At 72.0% G+C, this 23,687-nt stretch carries 17 protein-coding genes; 6 read left to right on the top strand and 11 right to left on the bottom strand.

Translation table 11 applies throughout. From position 1 onward, the window contains the following. The first annotated feature begins 29 nt into the window (after positions 1 to 29). The gene (locus M8C13_RS42935) at positions 30 to 1,511 is read left to right on the top strand and encodes an ABC transporter substrate-binding protein (RefSeq protein ID WP_252486600.1); all 1,482 of its coding nucleotides are present in this window, start codon (positions 30 to 32) and stop codon (positions 1,509 to 1,511) included. Here the strand turns inward: M8C13_RS42935 and M8C13_RS42930 are convergent. From M8C13_RS42930 to M8C13_RS42910, 5 genes are all read right to left on the bottom strand, one after another. Then, positions 1,508 to 2,446 (bottom strand): serine/threonine-protein kinase, encoded by a 939-nt coding sequence (locus tag M8C13_RS42930; protein ID WP_252486599.1) that lies wholly within the window; start codon positions 2,444 to 2,446, stop codon positions 1,508 to 1,510. The two genes, M8C13_RS42935 and M8C13_RS42930, sit on opposite strands and share 4 nt — an antisense overlap. A gap of 119 nt (positions 2,447 to 2,565) precedes the next feature. Then, positions 2,566 to 4,023 carry a cell wall metabolism sensor histidine kinase WalK gene (locus tag M8C13_RS42925; RefSeq protein ID WP_252486598.1) on the bottom strand — a complete coding sequence of 486 codons (1,458 nt, stop codon included), beginning with the start codon at positions 4,021 to 4,023 and terminating at the stop codon, positions 2,566 to 2,568. Beyond that, positions 4,020 to 4,745, bottom strand: coding sequence for a response regulator transcription factor (locus M8C13_RS42920; RefSeq protein ID WP_252486597.1), 726 nt, complete (start codon positions 4,743 to 4,745; stop codon positions 4,020 to 4,022). Before M8C13_RS42920 ends, M8C13_RS42925 begins: the two co-directional genes overlap by 4 nt. Before the next feature lie 58 nt (positions 4,746 to 4,803). Beyond that, positions 4,804 to 6,852 (bottom strand): glycosyltransferase family 39 protein, encoded by a 2,049-nt coding sequence (locus M8C13_RS42915; protein WP_252486596.1) that lies wholly within the window; start codon positions 6,850 to 6,852, stop codon positions 4,804 to 4,806. Then, positions 6,849 to 8,093, bottom strand: a complete 1,245-nt coding sequence (locus M8C13_RS42910; RefSeq protein WP_252486613.1) for a bifunctional glycosyltransferase family 2/GtrA family protein — start codon at positions 8,091 to 8,093, stop codon at positions 6,849 to 6,851. Before M8C13_RS42910 ends, M8C13_RS42915 begins: the two co-directional genes overlap by 4 nt. A gap of 144 nt (positions 8,094 to 8,237) precedes the next feature. On the opposite strand from M8C13_RS42910, the gene lspA reads away from it, so the two are divergent. Further along, complete coding sequence (gene lspA / locus M8C13_RS42905) at positions 8,238 to 8,777, top strand: signal peptidase II (protein ID WP_252486595.1); 540 nt, start codon at positions 8,238 to 8,240, stop codon at positions 8,775 to 8,777. 1 nt (position 8,778) lies between these two features. On the opposite strand, the gene M8C13_RS42900 is transcribed toward lspA, so the two are convergent. Further along, positions 8,779 to 10,023 (bottom strand): ROK family transcriptional regulator, encoded by a 1,245-nt coding sequence (locus M8C13_RS42900; RefSeq protein WP_252486594.1) that lies wholly within the window; start codon positions 10,021 to 10,023, stop codon positions 8,779 to 8,781. Between the two features lie 55 nt (positions 10,024 to 10,078). On the opposite strand from M8C13_RS42900, the gene M8C13_RS42895 reads away from it, so the two are divergent. Beyond that, on the top strand, positions 10,079 to 11,143 hold the full coding sequence (locus M8C13_RS42895) for a Gfo/Idh/MocA family oxidoreductase (protein ID WP_252486593.1): 1,065 nt from the start codon (positions 10,079 to 10,081) through the stop codon (positions 11,141 to 11,143). Next, entirely contained in the window at positions 11,140 to 11,628 is a 489-nt protein-coding gene (locus M8C13_RS42890) for a heme-degrading domain-containing protein (RefSeq protein ID WP_252486592.1), read from the top strand. The genes M8C13_RS42895 and M8C13_RS42890 overlap by 4 nt, the downstream gene beginning before the upstream one ends. Positions 11,629 to 11,786: 158 nt before the next feature. Here the strand turns inward: M8C13_RS42890 and M8C13_RS42885 are convergent, their stop codons facing one another. After that, the gene (locus M8C13_RS42885) at positions 11,787 to 12,797 is read right to left on the bottom strand and encodes an LLM class flavin-dependent oxidoreductase (RefSeq protein ID WP_252486591.1); all 1,011 of its coding nucleotides are present in this window, start codon (positions 12,795 to 12,797) and stop codon (positions 11,787 to 11,789) included. Positions 12,798 to 12,890: 93 nt separating this feature from the next. On the opposite strand from M8C13_RS42885, the gene M8C13_RS42880 reads away from it, so the two are divergent. Next, positions 12,891 to 14,291 carry a M20/M25/M40 family metallo-hydrolase gene (locus tag M8C13_RS42880; protein WP_252486590.1) on the top strand — a complete coding sequence of 467 codons (1,401 nt, stop codon included), beginning with the start codon at positions 12,891 to 12,893 and terminating at the stop codon, positions 14,289 to 14,291. A gap of 107 nt (positions 14,292 to 14,398) precedes the next feature. Next, positions 14,399 to 16,864, top strand: coding sequence for a protein kinase (locus M8C13_RS42875; RefSeq protein WP_252486589.1), 2,466 nt, complete (start codon positions 14,399 to 14,401; stop codon positions 16,862 to 16,864). A 20-nt stretch (positions 16,865 to 16,884) separates the two neighbouring features. On the opposite strand, the gene M8C13_RS42870 is transcribed toward M8C13_RS42875, so the two are convergent. The 4 genes from M8C13_RS42870 to M8C13_RS42855 all read right to left on the bottom strand — a co-directional run bounded on the left by M8C13_RS42870 (position 16,885) and on the right by M8C13_RS42855 (position 22,920). Next, a complete protein-coding gene (locus M8C13_RS42870) occupies positions 16,885 to 17,256 on the bottom strand; it encodes a hypothetical protein (RefSeq protein ID WP_252486588.1) in 372 nt (123 codons plus the stop codon). Between the two features lie 588 nt (positions 17,257 to 17,844). Then, on the bottom strand, positions 17,845 to 18,807 hold the full coding sequence (locus M8C13_RS42865) for a phosphatase PAP2 family protein (RefSeq protein WP_252486587.1): 963 nt from the start codon (positions 18,805 to 18,807) through the stop codon (positions 17,845 to 17,847). A gap of 78 nt (positions 18,808 to 18,885) precedes the next feature. Continuing rightward, on the bottom strand, positions 18,886 to 20,826 hold the full coding sequence (locus tag M8C13_RS42860; RefSeq protein WP_252486586.1) for an AarF/ABC1/UbiB kinase family protein: 1,941 nt from the start codon (positions 20,824 to 20,826) through the stop codon (positions 18,886 to 18,888). Positions 20,827 to 20,946: 120 nt separating this feature from the next. Continuing rightward, positions 20,947 to 22,920: an FAD/NAD(P)-binding domain-containing protein gene (locus tag M8C13_RS42855; protein ID WP_252486585.1), complete on the bottom strand. Its 1,974-nt coding sequence runs from the start codon at positions 22,918 to 22,920 to the stop codon at positions 20,947 to 20,949. Between the last annotated feature and the right edge of the window lie 767 nt (positions 22,921 to 23,687).

The following is a 23,687-nucleotide window of genomic DNA, read 5'->3' as shown; positions in this document are numbered from 1 at the left end:
AAGGCATCGCCCCCGGAGGAGGAGCCCGGATGCGCCGCCGCGACACCCTGCTGACGGCCCTGGCGGTCAGCGCCCTGACCGCCTGCACCACCGCCGAGACCCCGCCGCCGCCCCAGCCCGGCACGTTCACCATCGCGGTGACCGAACCGGCCACCCTGCTGCCCGGCCAGGCCGTGGACCACCCGGGAAAGCTGCTCACCGGCGCGCTGTGGACACCGCTGCTGGCCGCGGACAACCCGGGCGCGGCCCCGGTGCCGGCCGCCGCGGAACGGGTGGAATCTCCCGACCAACGGCGGTGGACGATCCGGCTGCGACCGGGCTGGCGCTTCCACGACAAGACCCCGGTGACCGCGAAGTCCTACGCCCAGACCTGGGCGGCGGCCCGGCAGGAGAAGTGGGCCGCCGGCGCGCTGCTGGACGAGCTGGGCGTGCGCGAGGTGGGCGCGCCGGACGAGCTCACCCTGGAGGTCACCCTGGCCAAGCCGTTGCGGCACTTCCCGGTCGCGCTGACCAGCACCCTGCTCGCCCCGCTGACCGAAGCCGCGCTGACCCGCAAGGACTGGACCACCCTGGTCGGCAACGGCCCGTTCCGCGCCGAACGCCCCTGGTCGAACGGCACCCGCCTGGTCGCCAACCCGGACTACGCGGGCGCCACCAAGGCCAAGTCCGAGGCCATCACCGTGCTGGTCGCCGACGCCGCGGCCCAGTACGCCCAGCTCACCGCGGGCAAGATCGACCTGGCCACCGAGATCCCGGCCGCTGAGCACGGCCAGCTCACCGGCCAGTTCGCCAGCCGCAGCGCCACCTGGCCGCAACCGGAGGCCACCTACCTGGCCTTCCCGGCCCGCCCGGAGTTCGCCGACCAGGCCCGCAGGCACGCCCTGTCCATGGGCATCGACCGCGAGGCCCTGGCCACCGGCCCGCTGGCGCACCGGGTCACCCCGGCCACCGCGCTGCTGCCGCAGGCCCTGGGCGCGGACCGCAAGGACTCCGCCTGCCGCCCCTGCAACCACGACGTGCAGGCCGCCGCCCTGCTCGCCCGCCAGAGCGAACTGCCGAAGAACCTGACGATCTACTTCAACCAGGACACCGACCAGCGCACCTGGGCCGAACCCCTGGCCGCCCAGCTCCGCCTGTCCCTGAACGCGCCGGAGATCAAGGCCAAGGGCCTGCCCGCCGCCGAGTACACCGAGTCCGCGCGGCACCACCGCTTCGACGGCCCCTACCTGCTCACCGCCCGCGCCGCCTACCCCCACCCCACCGCCCTGCTGACCACCCTGGCCGCGGAAGTCGGCTTCACCAACGCCACCTACACCGAGCTGATCACCACCGCGGCCACCTCGGATGCCGCCGACCGCGACCTCCGCCTGGCCGAGAACATCGCGCTCCGCGAGCTCCCGCTGGCCCCGCTGTGGTCCCCGCACGGGCACCTCTACTGGTCCACCCGCCTGGCCGAGGTCACCCCCGACCCGGTCACCGGCCTGCGCCTGTCCGCGATCCGCGCGGGTTAGGGACTCAGGGTCAGGTAGACCAGGAGGGCGACGCTGATCGCGAGCATGGCCATGCCGACGAAGAGCAGGCTGGTGCGGCGCGGCGGCGGGCCGGTGAGCGGGACCGGCGGCGGGGGAGTGCCCGCCTGGCCGGTCATGATCCGCCCGAGCTGTTCGCGCAGCTGGTCCGGTCCCGGCCGGTCCACCGGGTTGCGCCGCAACAGCGCCGAGACCACCGGCGCCAGCGCGCCCGCCCTGGACAGCGGCGGCGACTCCGCGGTGATCGTCGCGGTCAGGGTGGCCGCCGCGGTCTCCCGCGCGTACGGCGAGCGGCCCTCCACCGCGGTGTACAGCGTCGCGCCCAGCGACCAGAAGTCCGAGGCAGGCCGGGGGAGCTGCCCCTTCAACCGCTCCGGCGCCAGATATCCGGGCGAACCGTGCAGCGCGCCGGTGGTGGCCGCGGTCTCCGCCTCGGTCAGCCGGGCCACGCCGAAATCGGTCAGGAAGATCTGGCCGTCATCAGCGAGGAGGATGTTCGCCGGTTTCACGTCCCGGTGCAGAATTCCCCGGTGGTGCGCGTTGTCCAGCGCCTCCACCACGGCCAGCCCGATCCGCGCGACCACTACCGGCGGCAGCGGCCCGTCCTCGTCCACCACCTGTTGCAGCGACCGGCTGGGAATCTGCTCCATGATGATCCACGGCCGACCGTCCGCACTCACCAGATCGTGCACCCTGACCACGTTCGGGTGATCAATTCGGGCGGCGCTGGTGGCCTCCCGCCGGATGCGCTCGTGCTGCGCGGCGGCGGTGGCGGCCGACCAGTCGGGCGGAGTGCGCAGTTCCTTCACCGCGACCTCGCGCTCCAGCACGGTGTCGAATCCGTGCCAGACCACGCTCATTCCGCCCCGGCCCAGCTCACCGTCAAGGCGATAGCGGTCGGCGAGCAGGTAGTTCACGCGGGGGCTCGCTTTCGTCAAGCTGCGAACAGCGAGCCAAGTGTAGTCGTCATTCCGCACAATACAGAAATCGAATACTCGCGGTAATTGCCTCACCCAATGGCATTTCCTGGATCGGGTTAAACGAGCGGCAAAAGCACACGAAACCGCGAACCCTGAGCGGTGTGCAGCTCCACCCGCCCGCCATGGGCGTGCACGATCGCCGCCGTGATCGCCAGCCCCAGTCCCGATCCGCCCTTGGCCCGGCTGCGCCCCGGATCGGCCCGGTAGAACCGGTCGAAGACGTGCGCCGCGTGCTCCGGCGGGATGCCCGGCCCGTCGTCGGCGACCTCCAGCACCGCCACCTCGCCCCCGGTCGGCGGCGCGGTCCCGGCCGCCGCCGCGGGCGCCGCGCGTTGCGCCGCCGCGGGCTCGCGGGTCAGCGTGATCCGCACCGGGGTGCCCGCCGGGGTGTGCCGCAGCGCGTTGGTCACCAGGTTCGCCAGCACCTGCCGCAGCCGGTACTCATCGCCCAGCACCCGCACCGGCCCGTCCTTGGCCACCAGGGTGATCTTGCGGCCGTCGTCCAGCGCCCTGGCGTCATGCGCGGCGTCCCCGGCCAGCACCAGCAGGTCCACCTCGGCGAAGTCGAACAGCCGCTGCTGGTCCAGCTGGGCGAGCAGCAGCAGGTCGTCCACCAGCAGGCCCATCCGGCTGGCCTCGGCCTCGATCCGGCTCATGATCCGGTCCACGTCCGCCCGCTCCGGCGCGCCGCCCTTGCGGTACAGCTCGGCGAAGCCGCGGATCGAGGTCAGCGGGGTGCGCAGCTCATGCGAGGCGTCCCCGACGAACAACCGCAGCCTGCCCTCGGACTGCTCGCGGGCGCGCAGCGCGTCGCCGAGCCGCCCGAGCATCACGTTCAGCGCCGCGCCCAGCCGCCCGGTCTCGGTGCGCGGATCCTCATCCGGCACCCGCCGGTCGAGCTCCCCGCCCGCGATGGCCTGCGCGGTGTGCTCGATCCGGGTCAGCGGCCGCAGCCCGATCCGCACCACCGCGGTGGCCGCCGCGCCCAGCAGTCCCAGCACCAGCACGCCGACCACCAGCTCGATCAGCAGCAGCTGGTTGAGCGTGGCGTCCAGCCCGGCCAGCGAGTGCGCGGTGACCACGGTGTCCCCGGTGGGGGTCACCGCCGCCCGCACCCGCCAGTCGCTGCCGCCGGAACGGTCCGGCACCTCGAACGGCCGCTCGTTGTGCGCCAGCGCCTTCGCGCGGTCCAGACCGGAGAGGTCGGGGCCGTTGATGTCGCCGGGCAGGTTGCCCAGGCTGTCCCACAGGTCGCCGCCCGCGCTGAAGAACAGCACCCGGACGTCGGTGGGCAGCTGCCGGTCCGGGCGGTGGTCCTCCGGCGGGCGCATCCGCGGCGGCGGGCGGTCGGTGGCGAAGGGCCGGGCCAGGCCGCGCAGCTGTTCGTCCACTTTGGACATCAGGGACTGGGCAAGCAGCAGGTGGCTGGTCACCGCGACCACCGCCAGTCCCAGCCCGGACAACAGCAACAGGGTCAGCAGCAGCCGGGCGTGCAGGGTGAGCGCCCGCCTCACCTGGCGCCGGTCCTGGGCAGCCGCAGGGTGTAGCCGACGCCGCGGATGGTGTGGATCAGCGGCGGATCGCGGAAGTCCAGCTTGCGCCGCAGGTAGCTGATGTAGGACTCCACGATCCGCCCGTCGCCGTCGAAGTCGTAGCTCCACACCCGGTCCAGGATCTGCGCCTTGCTGACCACCTTCTCCGCGTTGGTGATCAGGTAGCGGAGCAGGTTGAACTCGGTGGGGGACAAGGTGATCAGCGTGCCGTCGCGGCGCACCTCGTGCGCGTCCTCGTCCAGCACCACATCGGCGTAGCGCAGCTTCCCGTTCGCCCCGGCCGGTTCGGCCATCGCCCTGGTGCGGCGCAGGATCGCCCGCAGCCGCAGCACGACCTCCTCCAGGCTGAACGGCTTGGTCACGTAGTCGTCGCCACCGGCGGTGAGCCCGGCGATCCGGTCGGCCACCCCGTCCCGCGCGGTGAGGAAGAGCACCGGCAGGTGTTCGCGCACCGCGCGCAGCCGCCGGGCCAGGGTGAACCCGTCCTGGTCCGGCAGCATCACGTCCAGCACCACGATGTCCGGCGCGACCTCCCGCGCGAGGGCCAGCGCCCGGCCGCCGGTGTCCGCGGCGTGCACCTCGAACCCGCTCAACCGCAACGCGGCCGAGAGCAGCTCCAGGATGTTGGGCTCGTCGTCGACGACCAGCACCCTGGCCGGGCGGGAAGGCTCAGCGGTGTCCACACCACCAGTCTTCCCGCCCAACCTGGGAGTTTCCTGGGAGCCTGCTGGATGGCCCCGATCAGGTGAGACAGGAGTACAGCTTCTGCTCACCCGACCCGCCGTAGGCGCTCGGCTCGACCAGCTTGCAGTGCTGCTCGATCCAGGTATTCCGCCCGGTCTCGCCACCGCGCACCCGCATGCCGGAAGCGCCGTCGGTGAGCACGAAGGCCAGCTTGCCCTCCGCCTTCCACCGGCTCAGCTGGTCCAGGCTCGGCGCCGGATCCCCGCCGCTGAACCCGCCCATGCCGACCACGGTCACGTCGCTGTTGATCAGGAACGGCGAGGCCCCCGCCGACCCGCCCTCCACCGCCAGCACGATCTCCGCGCCCCGGGAGTTCGCGGTGGTGTAGGCGAGGATCTTCTTCTGCTCCTCCGACAACGTGGTCCCGTTCCCACCGAACCGCCGGCCACCGGTCACCAGCCGGGGACCGCCCGCGCTCCCGTGAGCGCCATCCGGCCGCTGCGAGCCCGACCCCTGCCCGCCGGAAGCCTGCCCGCTCGGCGGCTGCCCGCCCTGCCCACCAGCACCCGGCCCACCAGCGTCCTGCCCCGAAGCCCCTGGCGGCAACTGTCCCCGCCCGCCTCGCCCGGCACTCTCCGGCCCAGCCGTCGGGTTCGTCCCGTCCATCGCCCCGGCGGTCCCCGCGAACGCCTTCTCCGCCGACCACACCGCAGGCGTCAGCAACAACCCGGCCACCGCCGCGACAGCTCCGACCCGCCGCGCCACCACGATCCTGGGCAACCGCCCCAGCACCAGCGCCAGCACCGCGATCCCGGCCACCGCCACCGTCGCCCACCGGGCCCACCCTTGCCAGCTGATGTCCCGCGACACCAACACAAAGGCCCACGCCGCCGTCCCGGCCACCGCCACCGGCGTCAGCACCCACCAGAACCCCGGCTGCCGGTACCGCCGCCACAGCTCCCGCGCCCCGGCCGCCGACACCGCGGCCACCGCGGGGGCCAGCATCGTCGTGTAGTAAGGGTGGAAGGTCCCCGCCGCGAAGCTGAACACCGCCCCGGTGACCAGCAGCCAGCCACCCCACAGCACCCAGCCGGCCCGCACCTGCCCGGACACCCCGCGCCGGAACACCGTCGCCGCGGCCAGCACCAGCGCCACCGCGCACAGCGGCAGCAGCCAGCTGATCTGCCCGCCGTTCTGCTCGTTGAACATCCGCAGCGGCCCGGCCGTGCCACCGAACCCACCGCCGCCCATCATGACCGCCCCGCTGGGCACCTCCACCCCCGGCGGCGGCATGCCCCCACCGCCACCGCCGCGCCCGAAGATCCGCCCCAAACCGTTGTAGCCCAACACCAGATCCAGCGCGGACCCGTCCGTGGACCCGCCGATGTACGGCTTCTCACCCGGCCACAGGTCCACCACCGCGACCCACCAGAACGAGGACACCACCACCACCCCCGCCGCCGCCAGCAGGTCCAGCAGCCGCCGCCGCACCGTGCCGACCCCGGCGACCAGGTACGCCGCCACGAACACTGGCAGCACGATCCACGCCTGCAACATCTTGGTCAGGAACCCGCACCCGATCAGGAACGCGGCCAGCAGCAGCCACCGCGTCCGCCGCCCCGGCGCGACCTCCGTCTGCACCGCCCTGGTGAAGGCGTAGGCCGCGCCGACCAAGAGCAGCACCAGCAGGGTGTCCGGGTTGTTGTCCCGGTTGATCGCCACCGTGATCGGGGTCAGCGCGAAGACCAGTGCGGCCAGCAGCGCCACCTGCTCCCCGGCCCAGCGGCGCACGGTGCGGTGCACCAGGAACACCGCCGCGGCCCCGGCCAGCACCTGCGGCAGCAGCACCGCCCAGCCGGTGTAGCCGAAGATCCACACCGACAGCACCTGCGGCCACAGGCCCATCGGCGGCTTGTCCACCGTGACCACGCCGACCGGGTCGAAGCTGGCGAACAGGAAGTGGGTGAAGCTCTGCGACATCGACTTCACCGCGGCCGAGTAATAGGCGTTGCCCCAGCCCTGCGGGCTCAGCGCCCAGCCGTAGAGCACCGCGGCCAGCCCGCAGATCGCGAGCAATGCCCAGTGCCGCCAACGAATCCGGCTCATGCCGAGTTGTCCTTCCGGTTCTTGAAGACCCAGCCGCGCAGCACCACGAACCGGGCCGCGGTGCCCAGCACCGAGGAGCCCAGCAGCACCGCGACCTCCAGCCAGCGCGAGGGCTCCGGCTCGGCGGCGTGCAGCGCGAGCAGCGCGCCCGAGGTGAGCGCGTAGTACAGCGCGAAGACCAGCAGCCCTTGCAGGTGCGCCGTGCGCTTCGACCCCGTCCAGCCGAGGAAGGTGAAGCGCCGGTTGGCTTCGGTGTTCAGGATCGTGGTCAGGGTGAGCGCGAACAGGTTGGCCGCCAACGGATCCAGCCAGCCCCGGAACAGCGCGTACAGCGCCGCGGTGGCCACTGTGGACAGTGCGCCGATCAGCCCGAAGGACACCAGCTGCCACAGCAGCCCGCCGTCCCTGCGGCCCAGCACCGCGTCGGGGTGGGTCGGCGCCGGATCGGGCCGCTGCGGCAGGTTGTCCACGGTGGCCGTCCCCCTCGCCTTGGCCCGCGCCACCCGCAGCAGCCCGCGCACGTCCTCCCAGGCGGTCCTGGCGATCCGCACCCGGCTGTCGGTGTCCTCCACCCAGTCCACCGGCACCTCGTGCACCCGCAGCCCGTTGTGCTCGGCCAGCAGCAACAGCTCGGTGTCGAAGAACCAGGAGTTGTCCGCCACCCGCTCCAGCAGCGGCCGGACCACCTCGGACCGCGCGGCCTTGAACCCGCACTGCGCGTCGGAGAACCGCGCGCCGTGCGCCAGCCGGACCAGCGCGTTGTAGCCGCGCGAGATCAGCTCCCGCCGCGGCCCGCGCACGGTCCGCGAGCCCGCCGCCAGCCGCGATCCGATGGCCAGGTCGGAGTGCCCGTTGACAAGTGGGGCGACCAGCGGCAGCAGCGCGTCCAGGCCGGTGGACAGGTCGACGTCCATGTACACCACCACATCGGCGTCGCTGAACCCCCACGCGGTGCGCAGCGCCAGCCCGCGCCCCTTCTCCTCCAGCCGCAGCACCCGCACCCTCGGCGCGGCCTCGGCGATCCGCCTGGCCACGGTGAGCGTGCCGTCGGTGCTGGCGTTGTCGGCCACCGTGATCGTCCAGTCGAACGGGAAGTGCGCGCTGAGGTAGGCGTGCAGCACGCGCAGGCAGCCGGGCAACGCCTTCTCCTCGTTGAACACCGGCACCACGATGTCCACGGTCGCCGTCCGCGCCCGCTCGCCTGGACGTTCAACCCGGGGCGTCACCACCGCACCGCCCATGTCGATCACCAACCCTCCACCGGGACGGCCGCGTTCTCGCGACCGGTGTCAGGTATGGCCGCCGGATCTGCGAGCAGCCTGGACCGGGGCTGGGAGACAGCTGGGAGCGACACGGTTCGGTCGATCGGCTTACGCTGTCGGGTGATGAGCACCGAGAGCACGCCAGCGAACCCCGCCGCGCCCCGCCGTCTGCTGTTGACGCTGCTGGTGGCCGCGGTGCTGCTGGTGCTGGACCAGCTGACCAAGTTCTGGGCGGTCGACGCGCTGACCGGCCAGGCCCCGATCCCGGTGATCGGGGAGTTCATCCGCTTCCGGCTGCTCTACAACCCGGGCGCGGCCTTCTCCCTCGGCGCCGAGTCGACCTGGGTCTTCGCCATCCTCAGCGGGGTGGCGGTGATCGCGCTGGTGTGGATCGCGCTGCGGGTCCGCTCCACCGGCTGGGCGCTGGCCCTGGGCCTGCTGCTCGGCGGCGCGAGCACCCACCTGCTGGACCGGCTCTTCCGCGAACCGGGTTTCGCCAGGGGCCACGTGGTCGACTTCATCGACTACAACGGGTGGTTCGTCGGCAACGTGGCCGACATCGCGCTGTTCTTCGGCGCGGTCTCGCTGCTGGTGCTGAGCTTCCGCGGGGTCAACCTGGACGGCACCCTGGAGAAGGACAAGCAGGACAAGCAGAGCGCCTAGCTCACCCGCTGCGCGCCTGGCCCAGCTGCTGGCGCCCGTAGAAGGTGGACAGCAGCAGCATCGCCGCGCCCGCGGCCACCAGGTCCTGCTCCAGGTCGGAGACGGTGACCCGGACCGGCTGCCACTCCGGCGAGCGGATCTGGGTGCGCAGCGCCCGCTCGATCTCCCGCACGTAGTACTCCCGCGCGGTCTCCACCGCGCGCCCGGCCAGCACCACCTGGTCGATGTCGAGCAGGTTCACCAGGTCGGCCACCGCCCCGCCGAGCAGCCGGGCCGCCCTGGTCAGCTCGGCCCTGGCCACCCGGTCCCCGGCCGCGGCGTCCGCGCACAGCTGCTGGAACTCCGGCAGCACCTCGGGGTTGATCGGCGAGGGCGGCCCGCCGGTGCCGCGCCGGCGGCGCACCCTGGCCAGCACGGTGGCCGGCGAGCAGAGCACCTCGACGCAGCCGCGCCGCCCGCACGCGCAGTGCGGCCCGGTGGCCTGCAGCGTGGTGTGGCCGAACTCGCCCGCGTTGGTCCGGCTGCCCCGGTGCACCACCCCGTTGAGCACCAGCCCGGCGCCGATGCCGGTGCCGATGTAGACCAGCGCGGCTTCGGAGAGGCCCTCGGTGCGCCAGCCCTCGGCCACGATCGCGGTGTTGGTGTCCTTGTCCAGGATCACCGGCAGCCCGGTCATCGCCGCCACCCGGTCGCGCAGCGGCACGTCCACCCAGCCGGGCAGATGGGTGGCCTGGTGCACCACGCCGGTGTGGTGGTCCAGCGGGCCGGGGCAGCCGATGCCGAGGCCGAGCAGCTTGCCCTGCGGCACCGCGCCACCGCTGACCATGCCCAGCGCGTGCTGGGCGAGCAGCGGGATCACCACATCCGGCGTGGGCACGGCCGGCATCGGCACCCGGCGGCGGTCCAGCACCGCGCCGGCCAGGTCGACCAGCACGAACCGCAGCTCGTCCCGGTCCACGTGCGCGCCGAGGGCAAAACGGGCCTCGGGCAGCAGCCGCAGCAGCGTGCGCGGTTTGCCCACCGTCGGCGCGGCCTGACCGGACTCGGCGACCAGGCCCTCCTCGATCAGCCGCGCCACGATCTTGGACACCGCCTGCGCGGTCAGCCCGGTTCGCTGGGCGATCTCCACCCGGCTCAGGCCCTCGGTGCCGCGGATGAGGTCGAGCACGAGCGTGCTGTTGTGGCCGCGCAGCGCGCGGAGGTTGGCGCCGCTCGCAGGCGGTCGCGGGGTCGACGGTTCCGACATCAGTTTCAGATCATGGCATCTTGCTGTTAATCAACAGTGTTGTTTTAATCTCGATATGGTCTCCACAGACGATCTCCGCGTCGGGGTGCTCGGGTACGGCATCGCAGGCGCCGTCTTTCACGCCCCACTGGTCGCCGCCACCCCCGGTCTGCGGCTGAGCGCCGTGGTCACCGCCAACCCGCAACGCCAGGCCGCGCTGCGCGAACGGCACCCGGACACCCGCGTGCTGGCCTCCGCCGAGGACCTCTTCGCCGCCAGGGACGAGCTGGACCTGGTGGTGGTGGCCACCCCCAACCGCACGCACGTGCCGCTCGCGCTGGCCGCGATCGAGGCCGGACTGCCGGTGGTGGTGGACAAGCCATTCGCGCCCAGCGCCGAGCAGGCCAGGCAGCTCACCGAGCGCGCCGCGGCGGCCGGGGTGCCGCTCACGGTGTTCCAGAACCGCCGCTGGGACAACGATTTCCTCACCCTGCGCAAGCTGGTCGAGGACGGACGGCTGGGCCGGGTGCACCGGTTCGAGTCCCGGTTCGAGCGCTGGGCGCCGACCCCCTGGGACAACTGGCGCGAGCTGCCCGGCGCGGAGGAGGCCGGCGGCATCCTGTTCGACCTGGGCGCGCACCTCATCGACCAGGCGCTCCAGCTGTTCGGCCCGGTGACCTCGGTCTACGCCGAACTGGGCCAGGTCAGGGCCGGTGCCCAGGTCGACGACGACGCCTTCGTCGCGCTCACTCACCAGGGCGGCGTGCGCTCGCACCTGTGGATGAGCGCGCTGTCCGCGCAGCTCGGCCCGCGCTTCCGGGTGCTCGGCGACGCGGCCGGCTACACCAAGTTCGGCCTGGACCCGCAGGAGGACGCGATGGCCGCGGGCGGCATTCCAGGTTCACCGGGCTGGGGGACCGAAGTTCACTCGGCCTGGGGACAGCTCGGCGTCGGCGCGGAGGCCGAGCCGGTGCCCACCGAGCCCGGCGCGTACCAGGACTTCTACGCCGCGGTGGTCGCGGCGCTGCGCGCGGGCGGCCCGCTGCCGGTCGAACCGGCGAGCGCGATCGCCGCGTTGGAGATCATCGAGGCGGCCAAGCGGTCCGCCGAGTCGAACGAGCCCGTGGTGGTGACGGCATGAGCAGCCCCTGGACCCTGGACGAACTCACCGAGCAGGAGCTGGACCTGCAGTTCGACCGCTTCGACAACGACACCGCCTGGGAGCTGGGCACGCGCCTGGTTTCGGCAGCGCGCGCGGCCGCGCTGCCGGTGGTGGTGGCCATCCACCGCAACGGCCAGCGGCTCTTCCACGCCGCGCTGCCCGGCACCTCCGCCGACAACGACGCCTGGGTGGAGCGCAAGGCCAGGGTGGTCGCCCGGTTCGGGCACAGCTCCTTCCTCATCGGCGAGCAGTGCCGGGCCAAGGGCAGCACCTTCGAGGAGACCATGCGGCTGGACCCGGACGTCTACGCCGCGCACGGCGGCTCGTTCCCGGTGACGGTGCGTGGTGTCGGCGTGGTGGGCTCGATCACCGTCTCCGGGCTGCCCCAGGTGGAGGACCATCGGTTCGTGGTGGCCCAGCTCACGGAGTACGCCCGCGAGACCACGCGCACTCACTCCTTGTGACTAGCAGAATCCGGCCCCATCCGTTCGATTGGAGGATGTACCGCTCTCCGCCGGACGAGCTATAGTTGACGAGTCTCAGCGCGATGGTGGTTCTACCACCAAGATAATGAGACCTCAGAGCCCCGAGGCCGGACCCCCAGCGGCCTCGGGGCTCTCTTTTATGCCGCGATCTTGGCGACCAGTTCGAAGGAGCGCAGTCGCTCCGCGTGACCGGGCACCATCGAGGTCACCATCAGCTCGTCGGCCATCGTCTCGGCCAGCAGCTTCTCCAGCCCGGCCGCCACCGTCTCCGGCCCGCCGATGATCTGGCTGGCGAACCTGGCCTCCACGAACTCCCGCTCCAGCGCCGAGTACGGGTAGTCGGCGGCCTCCTGCGCGGTCGGGAACAGCCCCGGCCGCCCGCCGCGCAGCCGCAGGAAGGACAGCCCGCCGGGACCGGCCAGCCAGCGCGCGTGCTCGTCGGTGTCCGCGGCGATCACCGAGGCGCAGACCATGGCGTAGGGGCGGTCCAGCTCGGCGGAGGGCCGGAAGTTGTCCCGGTAGAGCCGCAGCGCGGGCAGCGTGTTCTCCGCGCTGAAGTGGTGCGCGAAGGCGAACGGCAGCCCCAGCATCCCGGCCAGCCGCGCGCTGTACCCGCTGGAGCCCAGCAGCCACACCGGCGGCCGGTTGCCCGCGGCGGGCACCGCGCGCACCGGCGGCTCGGGCTCGCCTGGCACGGGCTCGTCGAAGTAGCGCACCAGCTCGCCGAGCTGCTCGGGGAAGTCATCGGCCGACAGCGGCGAGGCGGAGCGGCGCAGCGCCTGCGCGGTGCGCGGGTCGGTGCCCGGCGCGCGGCCCAGGCCCAGGTCGATCCGGCCGGGGTAGAGCGCCTCCAGCATGCCGAACTGCTCGGCCACCACCAGCGGCGGGTGGTTGGGCAGCATCACCCCGCCGGAGCCGACCCGCATGGTCGAGGTGACCGCGGCCACCTGGCCGATCAGCACCGCGGGCGCGCTGCTGGCCACGCCGGGCATGTTGTGGTGCTCGGCCAGCCAGAACCGGTGGTAGCCCAGTCTCTCCGTCTGCGTGGCCAGGTCCAGGGTCTCGCGCAACGCGGCGGTCGCGGTGGAGCCGTTGGTGATGATGGCCAGGTCGAGCACGGACAACGGGACGGAACGAGACAGCGGCATGTCCGGTGCAACGCGCGGGTAGCCCGGCTGCTTCCCGGTAATCGGTTCCTTTGGCGGCTTTACCACCCCGCGCTGACTGTCTAGACAGGGCACATGGCCCCTGAGTCGCCCAGCCGACGCACCTTCCTGACGGCCGCCCTGACCACCGCGGCGGCCCCGCTGATCTTACCGGCAGGCGCCGCGCAGGCCGCCGCCGAAGCCGCCGCCCCGGCCGGGCGGCCGGGCGACCGCGAGCTGCGCGCCCTGCTGCGCGAGATCGACCCGAAGCGGATCGAGGCGACGGTGCGCACCCTGGCCGCCTTCGGCACCCGGCACACCCTCTCCAGCCAGGACGACCCCAAGCGCGGCATCGGCGCGGCCCGGGACTGGCTCTTCGCCGAGCTCAGCCGCTACGCCGCGGCCTCCGGCGGCAGGCTGACCGTCGAGCTCCAGTCCTACATCCAGCAGCCGGACCCGCGCATCCCGGTGCCCACCAAGATCACCAACGTGCTGGCCACCCTGCGCGGCAGCACGACCACCAAGCGCACCTACGTGGTCGCCGGCCACTACGACTCGCGCGCCTCGGACGTGATGGACGCGGTCAGCGACGCGCCGGGCGCCGACGACGACGCCTCGGGCGTGGCGGTGGTGCTGGAACTGGCCCGGATCATGGCCAAGCGCCCGGTGGAGGCCACCGTGGTCTTCGCCGCGGTCTCGGGGGAGGAGCAGGGCCTGCACGGCTCCCGCCACCTGGCCAAGCAGCTCAAGGCGGCCGGCGCGGACGTGCAGGGCATGTTCACCAACGACATCGTGGGCAGCAGCACCGCCGACGACGGCAGCAAGGACCCGCGCACGGTGCGCCTGTTCGCCGAGGGCGTGCCCACCTCGGAAACCCCGGAGCAGGCCAACGTCCGCCGCTCGGTCGGCGGCGAGAACGACTCGGCCACCCGCCAGCTGGCCAGGTACGTCCGCGAGGTCGCGGGCGAGGACGTGACCGGCATGAACGTCCGGGTGATCCACCGGCGGGACCGGTACCTGCGCGGCGGCGACCACATCCCGTTCCTGGAGCTGGGCTTCCCCGCGGCCCGGTTCACCGAGCCGAACGAGGACTTCGCGCACCAGCACCAGGACGTCCGGGTGCAGGACGGCAAGCAGTACGGCGACCTGCCCGAGTTCTGCGACTTCGACTACATCGCCCGCGTCGCCAAGGTCAACCTGGCCACCCTGTGGTCCCTCGCGCAGGCCCCCGGCACCCCCACCGGCGTCGGCATCCTCACCCAGGCGCTGACCAACGACACCGAGCTGGTCTGGCAGCGGGGCCCGGAGGCCGACCTGGCCGGGTACGAGGTCCTCTGGCGGGAGACCACGGACACCTGGTGGACCCATGTCGTCCCGGTAGGCGATGTCACCCGGGCGACGGTCAAGCGGTCGAAGGACAACGTGTTCTTTGGAGTCCGGGCGGTTGATCGCGCCGGACGTCACAGTCCAGTGGCTTTTCCGTTGCCAGTGCGTTGAGCGGGCCCAGAAAACCCACTCGCGGAGCGTGCGGGCACGTACACCCGATGTAAGGACTAATAGGGTGGATGTCGTCAGCTTCCGGTGAAGTGGGTCTGGAGGGGTTCGTGGACGCGGTCGTCCATCTGGTCGGCTCGCTGTTGTCGACGCTGCACGGTCTGTTCGGCTTCGCGGTCTGCCCAGGCGACTGGGCCTGGACCGTCACCGCGGCCGGTGTGGTCTTCGGCCTGCTGCCACCACTGGGCGCGATCTGCGTCGCCCTGCTGCGGCACGGCATCGGCAACCGGTACACCCCGGCGACCACCATCCCGATCGCCGCCTTCGGCCTGGCAGGCACCCTGGTCCTGCCCTGGCTGGCCTTCACCGCCACCGACCGGATCATCACCGCGGCCGCCAGGGGAGTGCAGGTCGGCGGCCTGACCGGCGCGGGCGAGTCCATGGGCCGGGACTTCTGCTTCCTGGGCACCCAGGGCCAGTACCTGGCCAACGCCCCGGAAGCCGCGGACGCCCTGTTCAACCCCGGTGGCGCCACCAGCTGGCTGGGCTCCATCGGCTACATCTTCCTGATCGGCGTGCTGCCGGTGCTCATCCTGCTGGCGGTGATCTTCCAGAGCCTGCTGGCCTTCCGCCGCGGCCCGAAATGGCCTGCCTGGCTGTTCTTCCGGCTGCCGTACGTCCTGCTGGCCATCCTGACCGTGCCGCTGAGCGCCAGCATCCTCGGCCACCTGTGGCTCGGCTTCCTGCCCACCTCGATCGCGGGCATCTTCGCGGTCATGCTGATCGGCTCACCCCGCCGCTCGGTCATCGTCCGCTCCGAACGCGACCCCGAACCCGCGGAGAAACGCCAGTTGGAACCCCGCCAGCCCCTGCCGCCCCCCAAGCCAAAACCCCTGGCCGAGCCGGTCCGCCCAGCCAGCAACCAACTCCCGCGCAAACCCACCACAGCACCGCCCAACCCCACCCGCATCGACCCAGCCGTCCGCCTGGCCGAACCCCTCCCGGCGAAACCCGCCACCGCGACCAAGGTCGCCCCGGCCCCGATGCACGCGGCCCACGCGAACTCCGGCCACGCCAACTCAGCCCAGTCCGCACCTCCGCCTCAGTCCGCGCGCAACGCGCCGCAGCCCCCGCCCGGCGCAGGCCGCCCCGGCCAGGAACCGCCCACAGTGGTCCGAGGTCAGGAGCCACCCACGGTGGTCCGGAGCCAGGAACCGCCGACGGTCGTCCGAGGCCAGGAACCCCCCACCGTCGTCCGCGGCCACGCCCCACCGACCGTCGTCGCCGGCCAGGAGCCACCCACGGTCGTCCGCGGCCAAGCCTCCCGAACCGCCAACGCGGGCCAGGAACCCCCCACGGCCTTCGTCGGCCAGCCCCCGCACTCGGCCGCGGGCCAGCAGTCCCCATCCGCCGCAGGCCAGCAGCCGCTTTCCGCAGGCCAGCAACCGCCGTCCGCCGCGGGCCAGCAACCCCCGCCCGGCGCCTCCGGCCGCCCACCCGCGGTCATGAGCGGCAAGCCCCCGACCCTCCAGGCCCCAGCCGGCGCCCTGGCCAACACCCCCGGCCCCCTGCCCGCCTTCCTCGCAGGTGCCGGTGCCGGTGCCGCCGGTGCCGCCGCCGCGGGTGCGGTCGCAGGCGCGGGCCGGATGGCCTCCGGCGGCACCCGCACCACCCCGGTGCTGCCCCGAGGCGGCGTCTGGCACCCCGCAGGCGGCCGGTTCCGCAGGCTGCGCAAGCTGGGCGCGGGCGGTTTCGGCCAGGTCTGGCTCGCCATGGACACCAGCCTCGGCCGCACCGTCGCGGTGAAGCTGGCGCACGCCCCCGACGCCGAGACCGAGCAGCGCATGCTCCGCGAGGCCCGCGCCCTGGCCGCCGTCCGGCACCCGAACTGCGTCCGGGTCTACGACGTGGTCGAGGAACCCGACGGCCTGGCCATCGTCATGGAGTACATCGAAGGCGGCACCCTCGCCGACGCCGTGCACAACGGGGGAGTCATCGACGACGTCTCCGCCGCCCGCCTGTGGGCCACCATGGCCGGCGCCCTGGCCGACGCGCACGACCAAGGCGTGCTGCACCGCGACGTCAAGCCCGCGAACGTGGTCCTCGACGAGGGCGGCACCGCCCACCTCATCGACTTCGGCATCGCCCGCTCCAAAGGCGACAGCACCCTGACCGCCACCGGCATGATGATGGGCACCCCCGACTTCATCGCCCCCGAGGTCGCCGCCGGAGCCTCCGCCTCCCCCTCCGCCGACGCCTGGCAGTTGGCTGCCACGGTCAGCTACGCCCTGGCCGCCCATCCGCCCCGAGGCGTCTTCGAAACCCCGGTCTCGGCGCTGATGGCCGCGGCCAAGGGCACCCCCTGCACCCACATCCCGCAACAGAGCGCCCACCGCCACCTGCTGGCCGCCGCCCTGGACCCCGACCCGCGCCGCCGCCCCACCCTGGCCGTGGTGAAGACCGAGGTCTCGGCCTGGCTGATGCGCCACGGCGCGGTCATGGACGGCCCGGTCTCCACCACCGTCATGCCCCGCACCCCCGACCCCACCACCCCGCCCCCCAAGTACAAGCCCTAGATGAGTAAGTCCTAACTTGATCAGTGGTCGTAGGCGGTCAGGGATCGGGTGACTGGCTGGCGGGTGGCACGGCTGTGCCAGATAGCGGCGGTCATCGCCAGGATGTGTTGGGCGATGCGGGCGGTGACTCCGTCGATGCTGCCTCCGCCGTGTCTTTCCAGGTCGAGTTGGCCTTTGAGGGTGTGGAAGACCGACTCGATCAGTTGCCGGAACGGCTTGAGCAGGTGTTGGCCTGGACGTGGGATGTGGATGCGGTAGTTGGGGTACAGCAGTGGCACCCCGCGCTCAGTCAGGAAGTTGTCGAGTGTGGCTGAGCGGTAGCCCTTGTCGGCCAGAGGGAGCAGGCCGAGTCGCTGGTGCGGCACGGTCGGGTCGTGCTCCAGCGGTGCCATGAGGATCTGGCGTTCGTCCAGTTTCGGGTTGGCCGGTGCCCAGGTGATGGGCAGTCCTGCGGGAGTGGCTGGAGCAGTAGTCGTGTCCGGCCCACCCGGCTGGTTCTGTGCGGCGAGCGGTCTCGCGGGAGCGGGCGCGCTCGGTCGGGGTGGAGTCCACGATCCAGGTGGCTTCGGTGCACAGGTCGGTGTCGCGGGCCAGGGCTCGGATGAGGTGTTTGAGCTGGGGGACCGCGGCTCGGCGGCGTTTGTTGTAGCCGGATCGCTGGGCAGGTAGCCGAAGGCGCCGGGCAGGCGTGCGGGCAGGAAACGTAGCCAGCGGGGTGCGGGCGGGTTTGCCGAGATGGTCGTCGATCTTGACGTAGAGTGTGGTGAGAAGGGTGTTCAGGTCGGTGGTCACAAACTGATCTTGAACACCCTTCGCCTGTGCCCTGGCCGAGGCCCAAGCCCCGCTCGCCCCGCTACCTGCTCCAGTACTCCCACTGCTTCTCAGACCAGCGACCGCAACTGACCACCATCCCGGCACGACCCGACCGTCTCCGGCGACCACTCAACGCTGCTGCCACCGGCCGAGTTGGGATCTGCTCGTCAAGGCACCAGGTGCTGCCGGTAGTAGTTCAGCTCCTCGGCGCTCGCCACCCGGCGCTGTCCCGGCAACGGTCCGGGCAGCGGCGGTGGCCCCGCAGGCGGTGCCGCCGCACGCTCGGTTGCCGCCACGGGCGCGAGCAGTTCGATCGACCGGAGCAGCGCCGTGACCGCCAGCACGATCAGCACACTGGCCGACTGCGCCGCCGCCATCGCGATGTCCGTCGGAGTGGCGTCCGCGCCGGTGTACCGCAGCACGAACCAGCCGACCGCGGCCACCGCCGCGAGCCAGCCCAGCGTCAGCCCGATCGGGCTCGGCCGCCGCACCACCCGACGAGCCTGACCCACCGCCAGCAGCACGCCCACCAGCAGGCAGCACACCGCCGCCGCCAGCAGACCGCCGCCCAGCGTGTCGCTCAGCCGGTGCCAGCCAGCCTCCATGGTCGCGGTCGACACCGTCGCCACCCACAGCGCGCCCGGCACGGCCGCCAGCACCCGCAGCCTGCTGGGCAGCACCAGCAGCAGCGCCAGCACCAGAGCCATGGCCAGGCTGACGTGACCGCTGGGGAAGCTGTTGTGCGAGGGCAGGAACCGCCCGGCACCCAGCCTGGGCCGCTCCAGTAGCGACAGCTTCAACACCTGCGAGCAGGCCACGGTGAGCCCGGTCGCCACCAGCGCGGCCAGCCCTGCCCACCAGCGCCGCCCGACCAGCGCCACCAGGATTACGCCGACCACCGCGCCGATCAGCAGCGGTCGATCGTTCATCAGCTCCAGCAGTCCGGAGTCCTCGTCCCTGAGCAGCAGCCCCGGCCCGCGGCCGCCGGCCGCCAGCACCTCGTTCTCCCAGCGCTGCCCCTCGGGCGTGCGCACGAAGGAGATGTAGCTGACGACGAAGGCGAGCAGGAACAGCGGCGCGGACAGTGCGATCCGCCAGGCCACGAAGGAACCGGTCGAGGAGGGACGCATGCCTACACCGTCCATCCGCGATGTATCAGCCATGCCCGTGGCATGTCATGGTTCTGTCACAGACCAGCCGAACCTCCTTCACGTCTCTCGCCGGAACACCAGGTACAGCACCCGCAACGCGATCACCGAGCTGATCACCAGCAGGTTGTAGCCGAACACGTGCAGCAGGCTGATCCCGTCGGCCACCATCGGACCGGCGGTGGTGCCCAGCAACAGCACCGCCATCACACCGGTGGTCGCGGTCAGCACGGTCAGCAGCACCTGGTTCAGGAACCCGCGCAGCACGCGCCGGTCCCGTTCGTCGGCGAACAACCGCACGTTCACCCCGAGCCTGCCGCGTTCCAGCGCGCCGGTGATCCGCTCCAGCCGCCGCGGCAGCCTGCGCAACACCGGGATCAGCGCCAGCAGCTCCTGACTCGCCGCCTCCTTCAGCGAGGACGGGTGCAGCGCCGCGCTCACCTTGTCCCCGGCGAAGGACCGCGCTTCCGCCACGATGTTGAAGCCAGGCGCCAGCGCGGCCAGCGTGCCCTCCATCGTGGCCAGCGCGCGGAACACCGCGGCCACCTCCGGCGGCACCGTCAGCTGGTAGGCGGCGACCAGCCGGAACAGGTCGGTGAACATCTCCACGTCCGGCCGCATGCCCGGACCCAGGTGCCGGGCCATGAACTGCCCGACAGCCCGCTCCAGCGCGGACTCGTCGATCTCATCCGGCCTGCTCACCACTTCCAGCAGGGCATCGCTCATCGCCGCGGGATCACCACGGTCGATGGCCAGCAACAGGTTCTGCACCGCGCCCCGTAACTGACCGTCGAGCCGGCCGACCGACCCGAAGTCCAGCAGCCCGAGCCGCCCGTCGGTCAGCGCGAGGATGTTGCCCGGATGCGGATCGGCGTGGAAGACGCCGTCCACCATCACCTGCTGCAGCAGGCACCGCAGCAACGCGCGCGCCAGCTCCGGCCGGTCCGCGCCGTCGGGTAACCGCCCGCTGAGCGGCACCCCGTCGAGGCGTTCCATCACCAGCACCCGCTGGGTGCACAGCTGCTCGTGCAACACGGGCAGCCTGATCCCCGGATCACCGCCACGTACCGCGGCAGCGGCCTCGACCGCGGCCATGTTGCGCGCCTCGATCCGGAAGTCGAGCTCCTCGCGCAGCGCGTCGGCGAATCCCTTCGCCAACTCCACCACGCCCAGCGCCCGGCCCCAGCGGGTCCGCGCCTCCAGGGTCCGGGCCAGCCGGTCCACGATGTCCAGGTCACGCTCGACCACCGGCCGGATGCCGGGCCGCTGCACCTTCACCACGACCTGCTCCCCGGTGCGCAGCGTGGCCCGGTGCACCTGCGCGATCGAGGCCGCGGCCAGCGGTTCCCGGTCGAACTCGGCGAACACCTCCTCCGGCGCGTCGCCCAGCTCGGCCCGCAGCACCAGTTCGACCTCGGCATACGGCGCCGGAGCCACCTGGTGCTGCAATCGGCTCAGCTCGGTGACGAACTCCTCCGGCAGGATGTCCCGACGGGTGGAGAGCACCTGGCCGAACTTGACGAACGTGACGCCGCCGTCCTCCAGCGCCAGCCACAGCGACCTGGCCAGCTTGGACTGCCCCTGCGTCGCCGACTTCCGGCTGCCGCGCAAGTAGGGGCTGAGCCCGTGCCGGAAGGCGATCCGGCTGATCTGCGAGTACCGCCGCGCCCGCCCGAACCGGCGCCGCAGTCCGCGCAGCCACTCGACCGGACCCGGCACGGAACCGGGCGGCACCAGCACCTCGGCCAGCACGAGCAGCACCATCGGCACCAGCACGGCCAGGCCGATCCAGACGGTGATCAGCGAGCCCGCGCTGTCGGCCTGGAACATCACCCTGGCCAGCGGCGGTATCAGGAGCAGCCCGATGACCGCGGCTATGACCGCCCGCACCAGGCCGACCCGGAAGCCCAGCAGCCTTCGCAACACGATCACGAAGACGGTCAGGACCACCAGGTAGGTCGCCGGGAACAGCACGAGGTTCACGAGCCAGTTGTCGTCCATCGCCTTCGGACGCTACCGAGATTTCCGAGGGCGTCCGACCAACTTGGCGCGATGCGTTCACCCAGGTCAGCGATGAAATTGACTGCGGAGGGTCAGCTCAACGGAGTAGCGAAACGCTGATCAGCAGTGACGCCGCGGCACAAGATCATCAAACCGGCTACCAAGTTCTGCTGCGCGCGGAATCGGCACCAGCCCGGCCGGCTCAGGCGTGCTGGCCAGGAACCGCAGCAGCTCCCTGGCCACCTTGTCGTTGCGCCGGAACGAGGGCGCGTTGGACCGCGGCCGGGCGAACGCGGCCACCGACCGGCCGCTGGTGTGCGCGCCGAGCGCGAACCGGCGCGGATGCGCCCGCCCGTCCCGGTCCAGCACCCGCCCGTCTTCCCCGCGAACCAGCAGCAGCCCGGTGTTGTGCCCGAACGCGCCCTCGGCCAGCACCTCCTCGGCGCCGTCCCCGGCCAGGACCAGGCGCCGCAGCAGCTCATCCGCACTGCCCCTGGCGTTCGCCCTGGGCAGCCGCGCCTCGATCATCCCGGTCGCCACCAGCTCCTCGGCCACCACGGCGCTGCCGGCCACGAACCGCCCGCGCCCGGCATCCGTCCGCACCCACATGTCCGGCCCGAGGAACCGCACGATCCCGGCCTGGGCCAAGGCCAGCAGCTGCGCCAGCCGGTCACCCGGCGGACCACTGGCGTAGAAGCCGAAGAACCCGGCCCACCACCCGTCGAACTCCTCGACCTGCGACCGCGCTGACAACCGCCCGCTCGCCAGCAGCCGCGGCAGCTGCCCGTACACCGACAGCAGCGCCAGGAACGCCCCCAGGTCCGCGGAGAACGCCGGGTCCGACCGCCGCGCCAGATCCTGCTCGATGTAGTCGCGCAGATATCCGCCCAGGTCAGATAACCGGTCGAAGCTCATCCCGCGCAACGGCCGGTCCAGCGTGGCCAGGTCGAGCCGGTCCGCGCTCGCCGGCACCGCCCGCGCCACCAGGTCCCGCATCCGCTGCCCGAGGAACTCCAGCTCGGCGAAGTTCCCGGCGAACTCGTCCCAGTCCATCGTGACCTTGTCCGGGTGGCCGGTGAACAGCTCGCGGTAGTAGCCCCAGCCGATCTCCTTGGCGATCACCGGCCACACGTCCCGGCGGAACTCCAGCCGTCCCGGCTGGGCCAGCAGCCGGTCCACCGCGTCCGCGTCGAAGAACCTGGGCAGGTCCGGCGCCGCGCCCTGCAACCGATAGGTGGTCTTCGCGTGATGGGGAACTCCGCGCCTGGACCCGACGTACAGCACCGGCTCCCGTCCCGAAGGCAGGTAACGCAGACCGTCCGGAGTGGCCTCGAACCGTCCGCCGCGGCCCTCGGTGAGTAACACCATCAGGTCGATGAACGCCTGCCCGAACCCGCGCATCACCACGGCCTCCCCGGCCCCGATCTCGGACAGGTCGGCGTCGGCCGAGTACTCCGGCGGCAGGTAGGACAGCCCGTGCTCGGCGGCGAAGGCGGCCAGCCGCCGCTGCTCGGCGTCGGGCTGGGCGTCCAGGTGCCCGAGCGCCAGGACCACCGCGTCCGCCGTCAACGGCGCCGCCCGGTCGGCCAGCCACACCTGCTGCAACTGGTCACAGCTCCCCGTGATGGCGGTCGCCGTGTTCGCGTGCACGTGCACGGTCACCGAGTCCGGAAGTCCCCGGATCGTGTGACGGAAGAACCAGTCCAGATACTTGCCCTGCGCCTGCCGGGAAGGAAAGTCGTTGCCGCGCAACGACATCAGCTCCGGATCAGGCTCCACGTCGGCGATCTTGCCGGTGCCTACATCGGCCGCCCACTCCGCGAGTGAGGGACCGGGGCGCACCGGCCCCTGACATCGCACCGACTCGTCGGTGAACATCGTGACGTCCTCGGCCATCGAGTTCATCCGCAGCAGCGGTGACTGCGCGTGCCGCCACACCCGTCCGGGTCCCGGCGGAAAGGGATCGACCAGGTGAATCTCCAGCGGACCCGAGTACAGCTCCTCGGCGGCGCTCAGGTTGGCGCTGATCCGTTCCAGCAGGCCGGTCCCGTTCGGGCCGGCGCCCACGATGACGATCACGGCTGAGCTCGGCATGCCAGATCTCCTTGCGGAATGAGGGGGACGCGGGCCACGACGGCGCGCGCCAGGAGAAGGTCAGGCAGGTGGAACGCCGGAGAAGGCGGTGTCATCACGCGAGACGCGCCCCTCAACGCGTCCAGGCCCTTCGATCGTGTTCGGCCGGTCACTCGGTGTCAAGGAAACCCAGCCGGGACGTCCACCCTGTGGGCGGTGTTGACGAGGCGGGACGGCCCCGGTTCTGTGGAGGACGTGCTGTGCGCCCGCCGCTCGTGACCCGCGTCCACATCGACTTCGGTCGAGTGTGGTCCAGCTAGTGTCGTAGCTGACCGCTCTCCCCGGTTGGCCACGCTCGCGGAGTCCACCCCTCAGCCGGACCCGGTGCCGACCGGCTCGTCGCCCGTCATCACGCGCTTTCGCCAACACGGTTCGCACGTACGCACGCGCCCGCGTGCGTACGTGCGGGAAGAAGAGATCCGAGTGTGCTGCGGACACCGACCGCCGCAGCCACCCGCCGCCCTGAATGTGGCCGGGGCCACTCCAACCCGATCTACGTGATGTGCCCGAGATCGACTCGCGCGCAACCCCCTGACCTGGGCTTCCTTCGCGCTGAACTGCCGATTTGACTTCGCATTCGCCCGGGCGTAACTTTCTCTCTGCCAGCGCGGAACGGCCCCCAGAAAGACCGGGGAACGGGCGCGAGGCAGGGGTCGCGAACCAAGCTCCCACCGACAGGTGGTAGAGTGGGTGACCACAGCAAGATCTAGCAACAAAGCTTCCAGGAT

Origin of the sequence: Crossiella sp. SN42, assembly GCF_023897065.1 — a bacterium.
Taxonomy (GTDB): domain Bacteria; phylum Actinomycetota; class Actinomycetes; order Mycobacteriales; family Pseudonocardiaceae; genus Crossiella.
The sequence above is the reverse complement of the archived record's forward strand: the minus strand, read 5'-3'. Positions and strand labels throughout refer to the sequence as shown.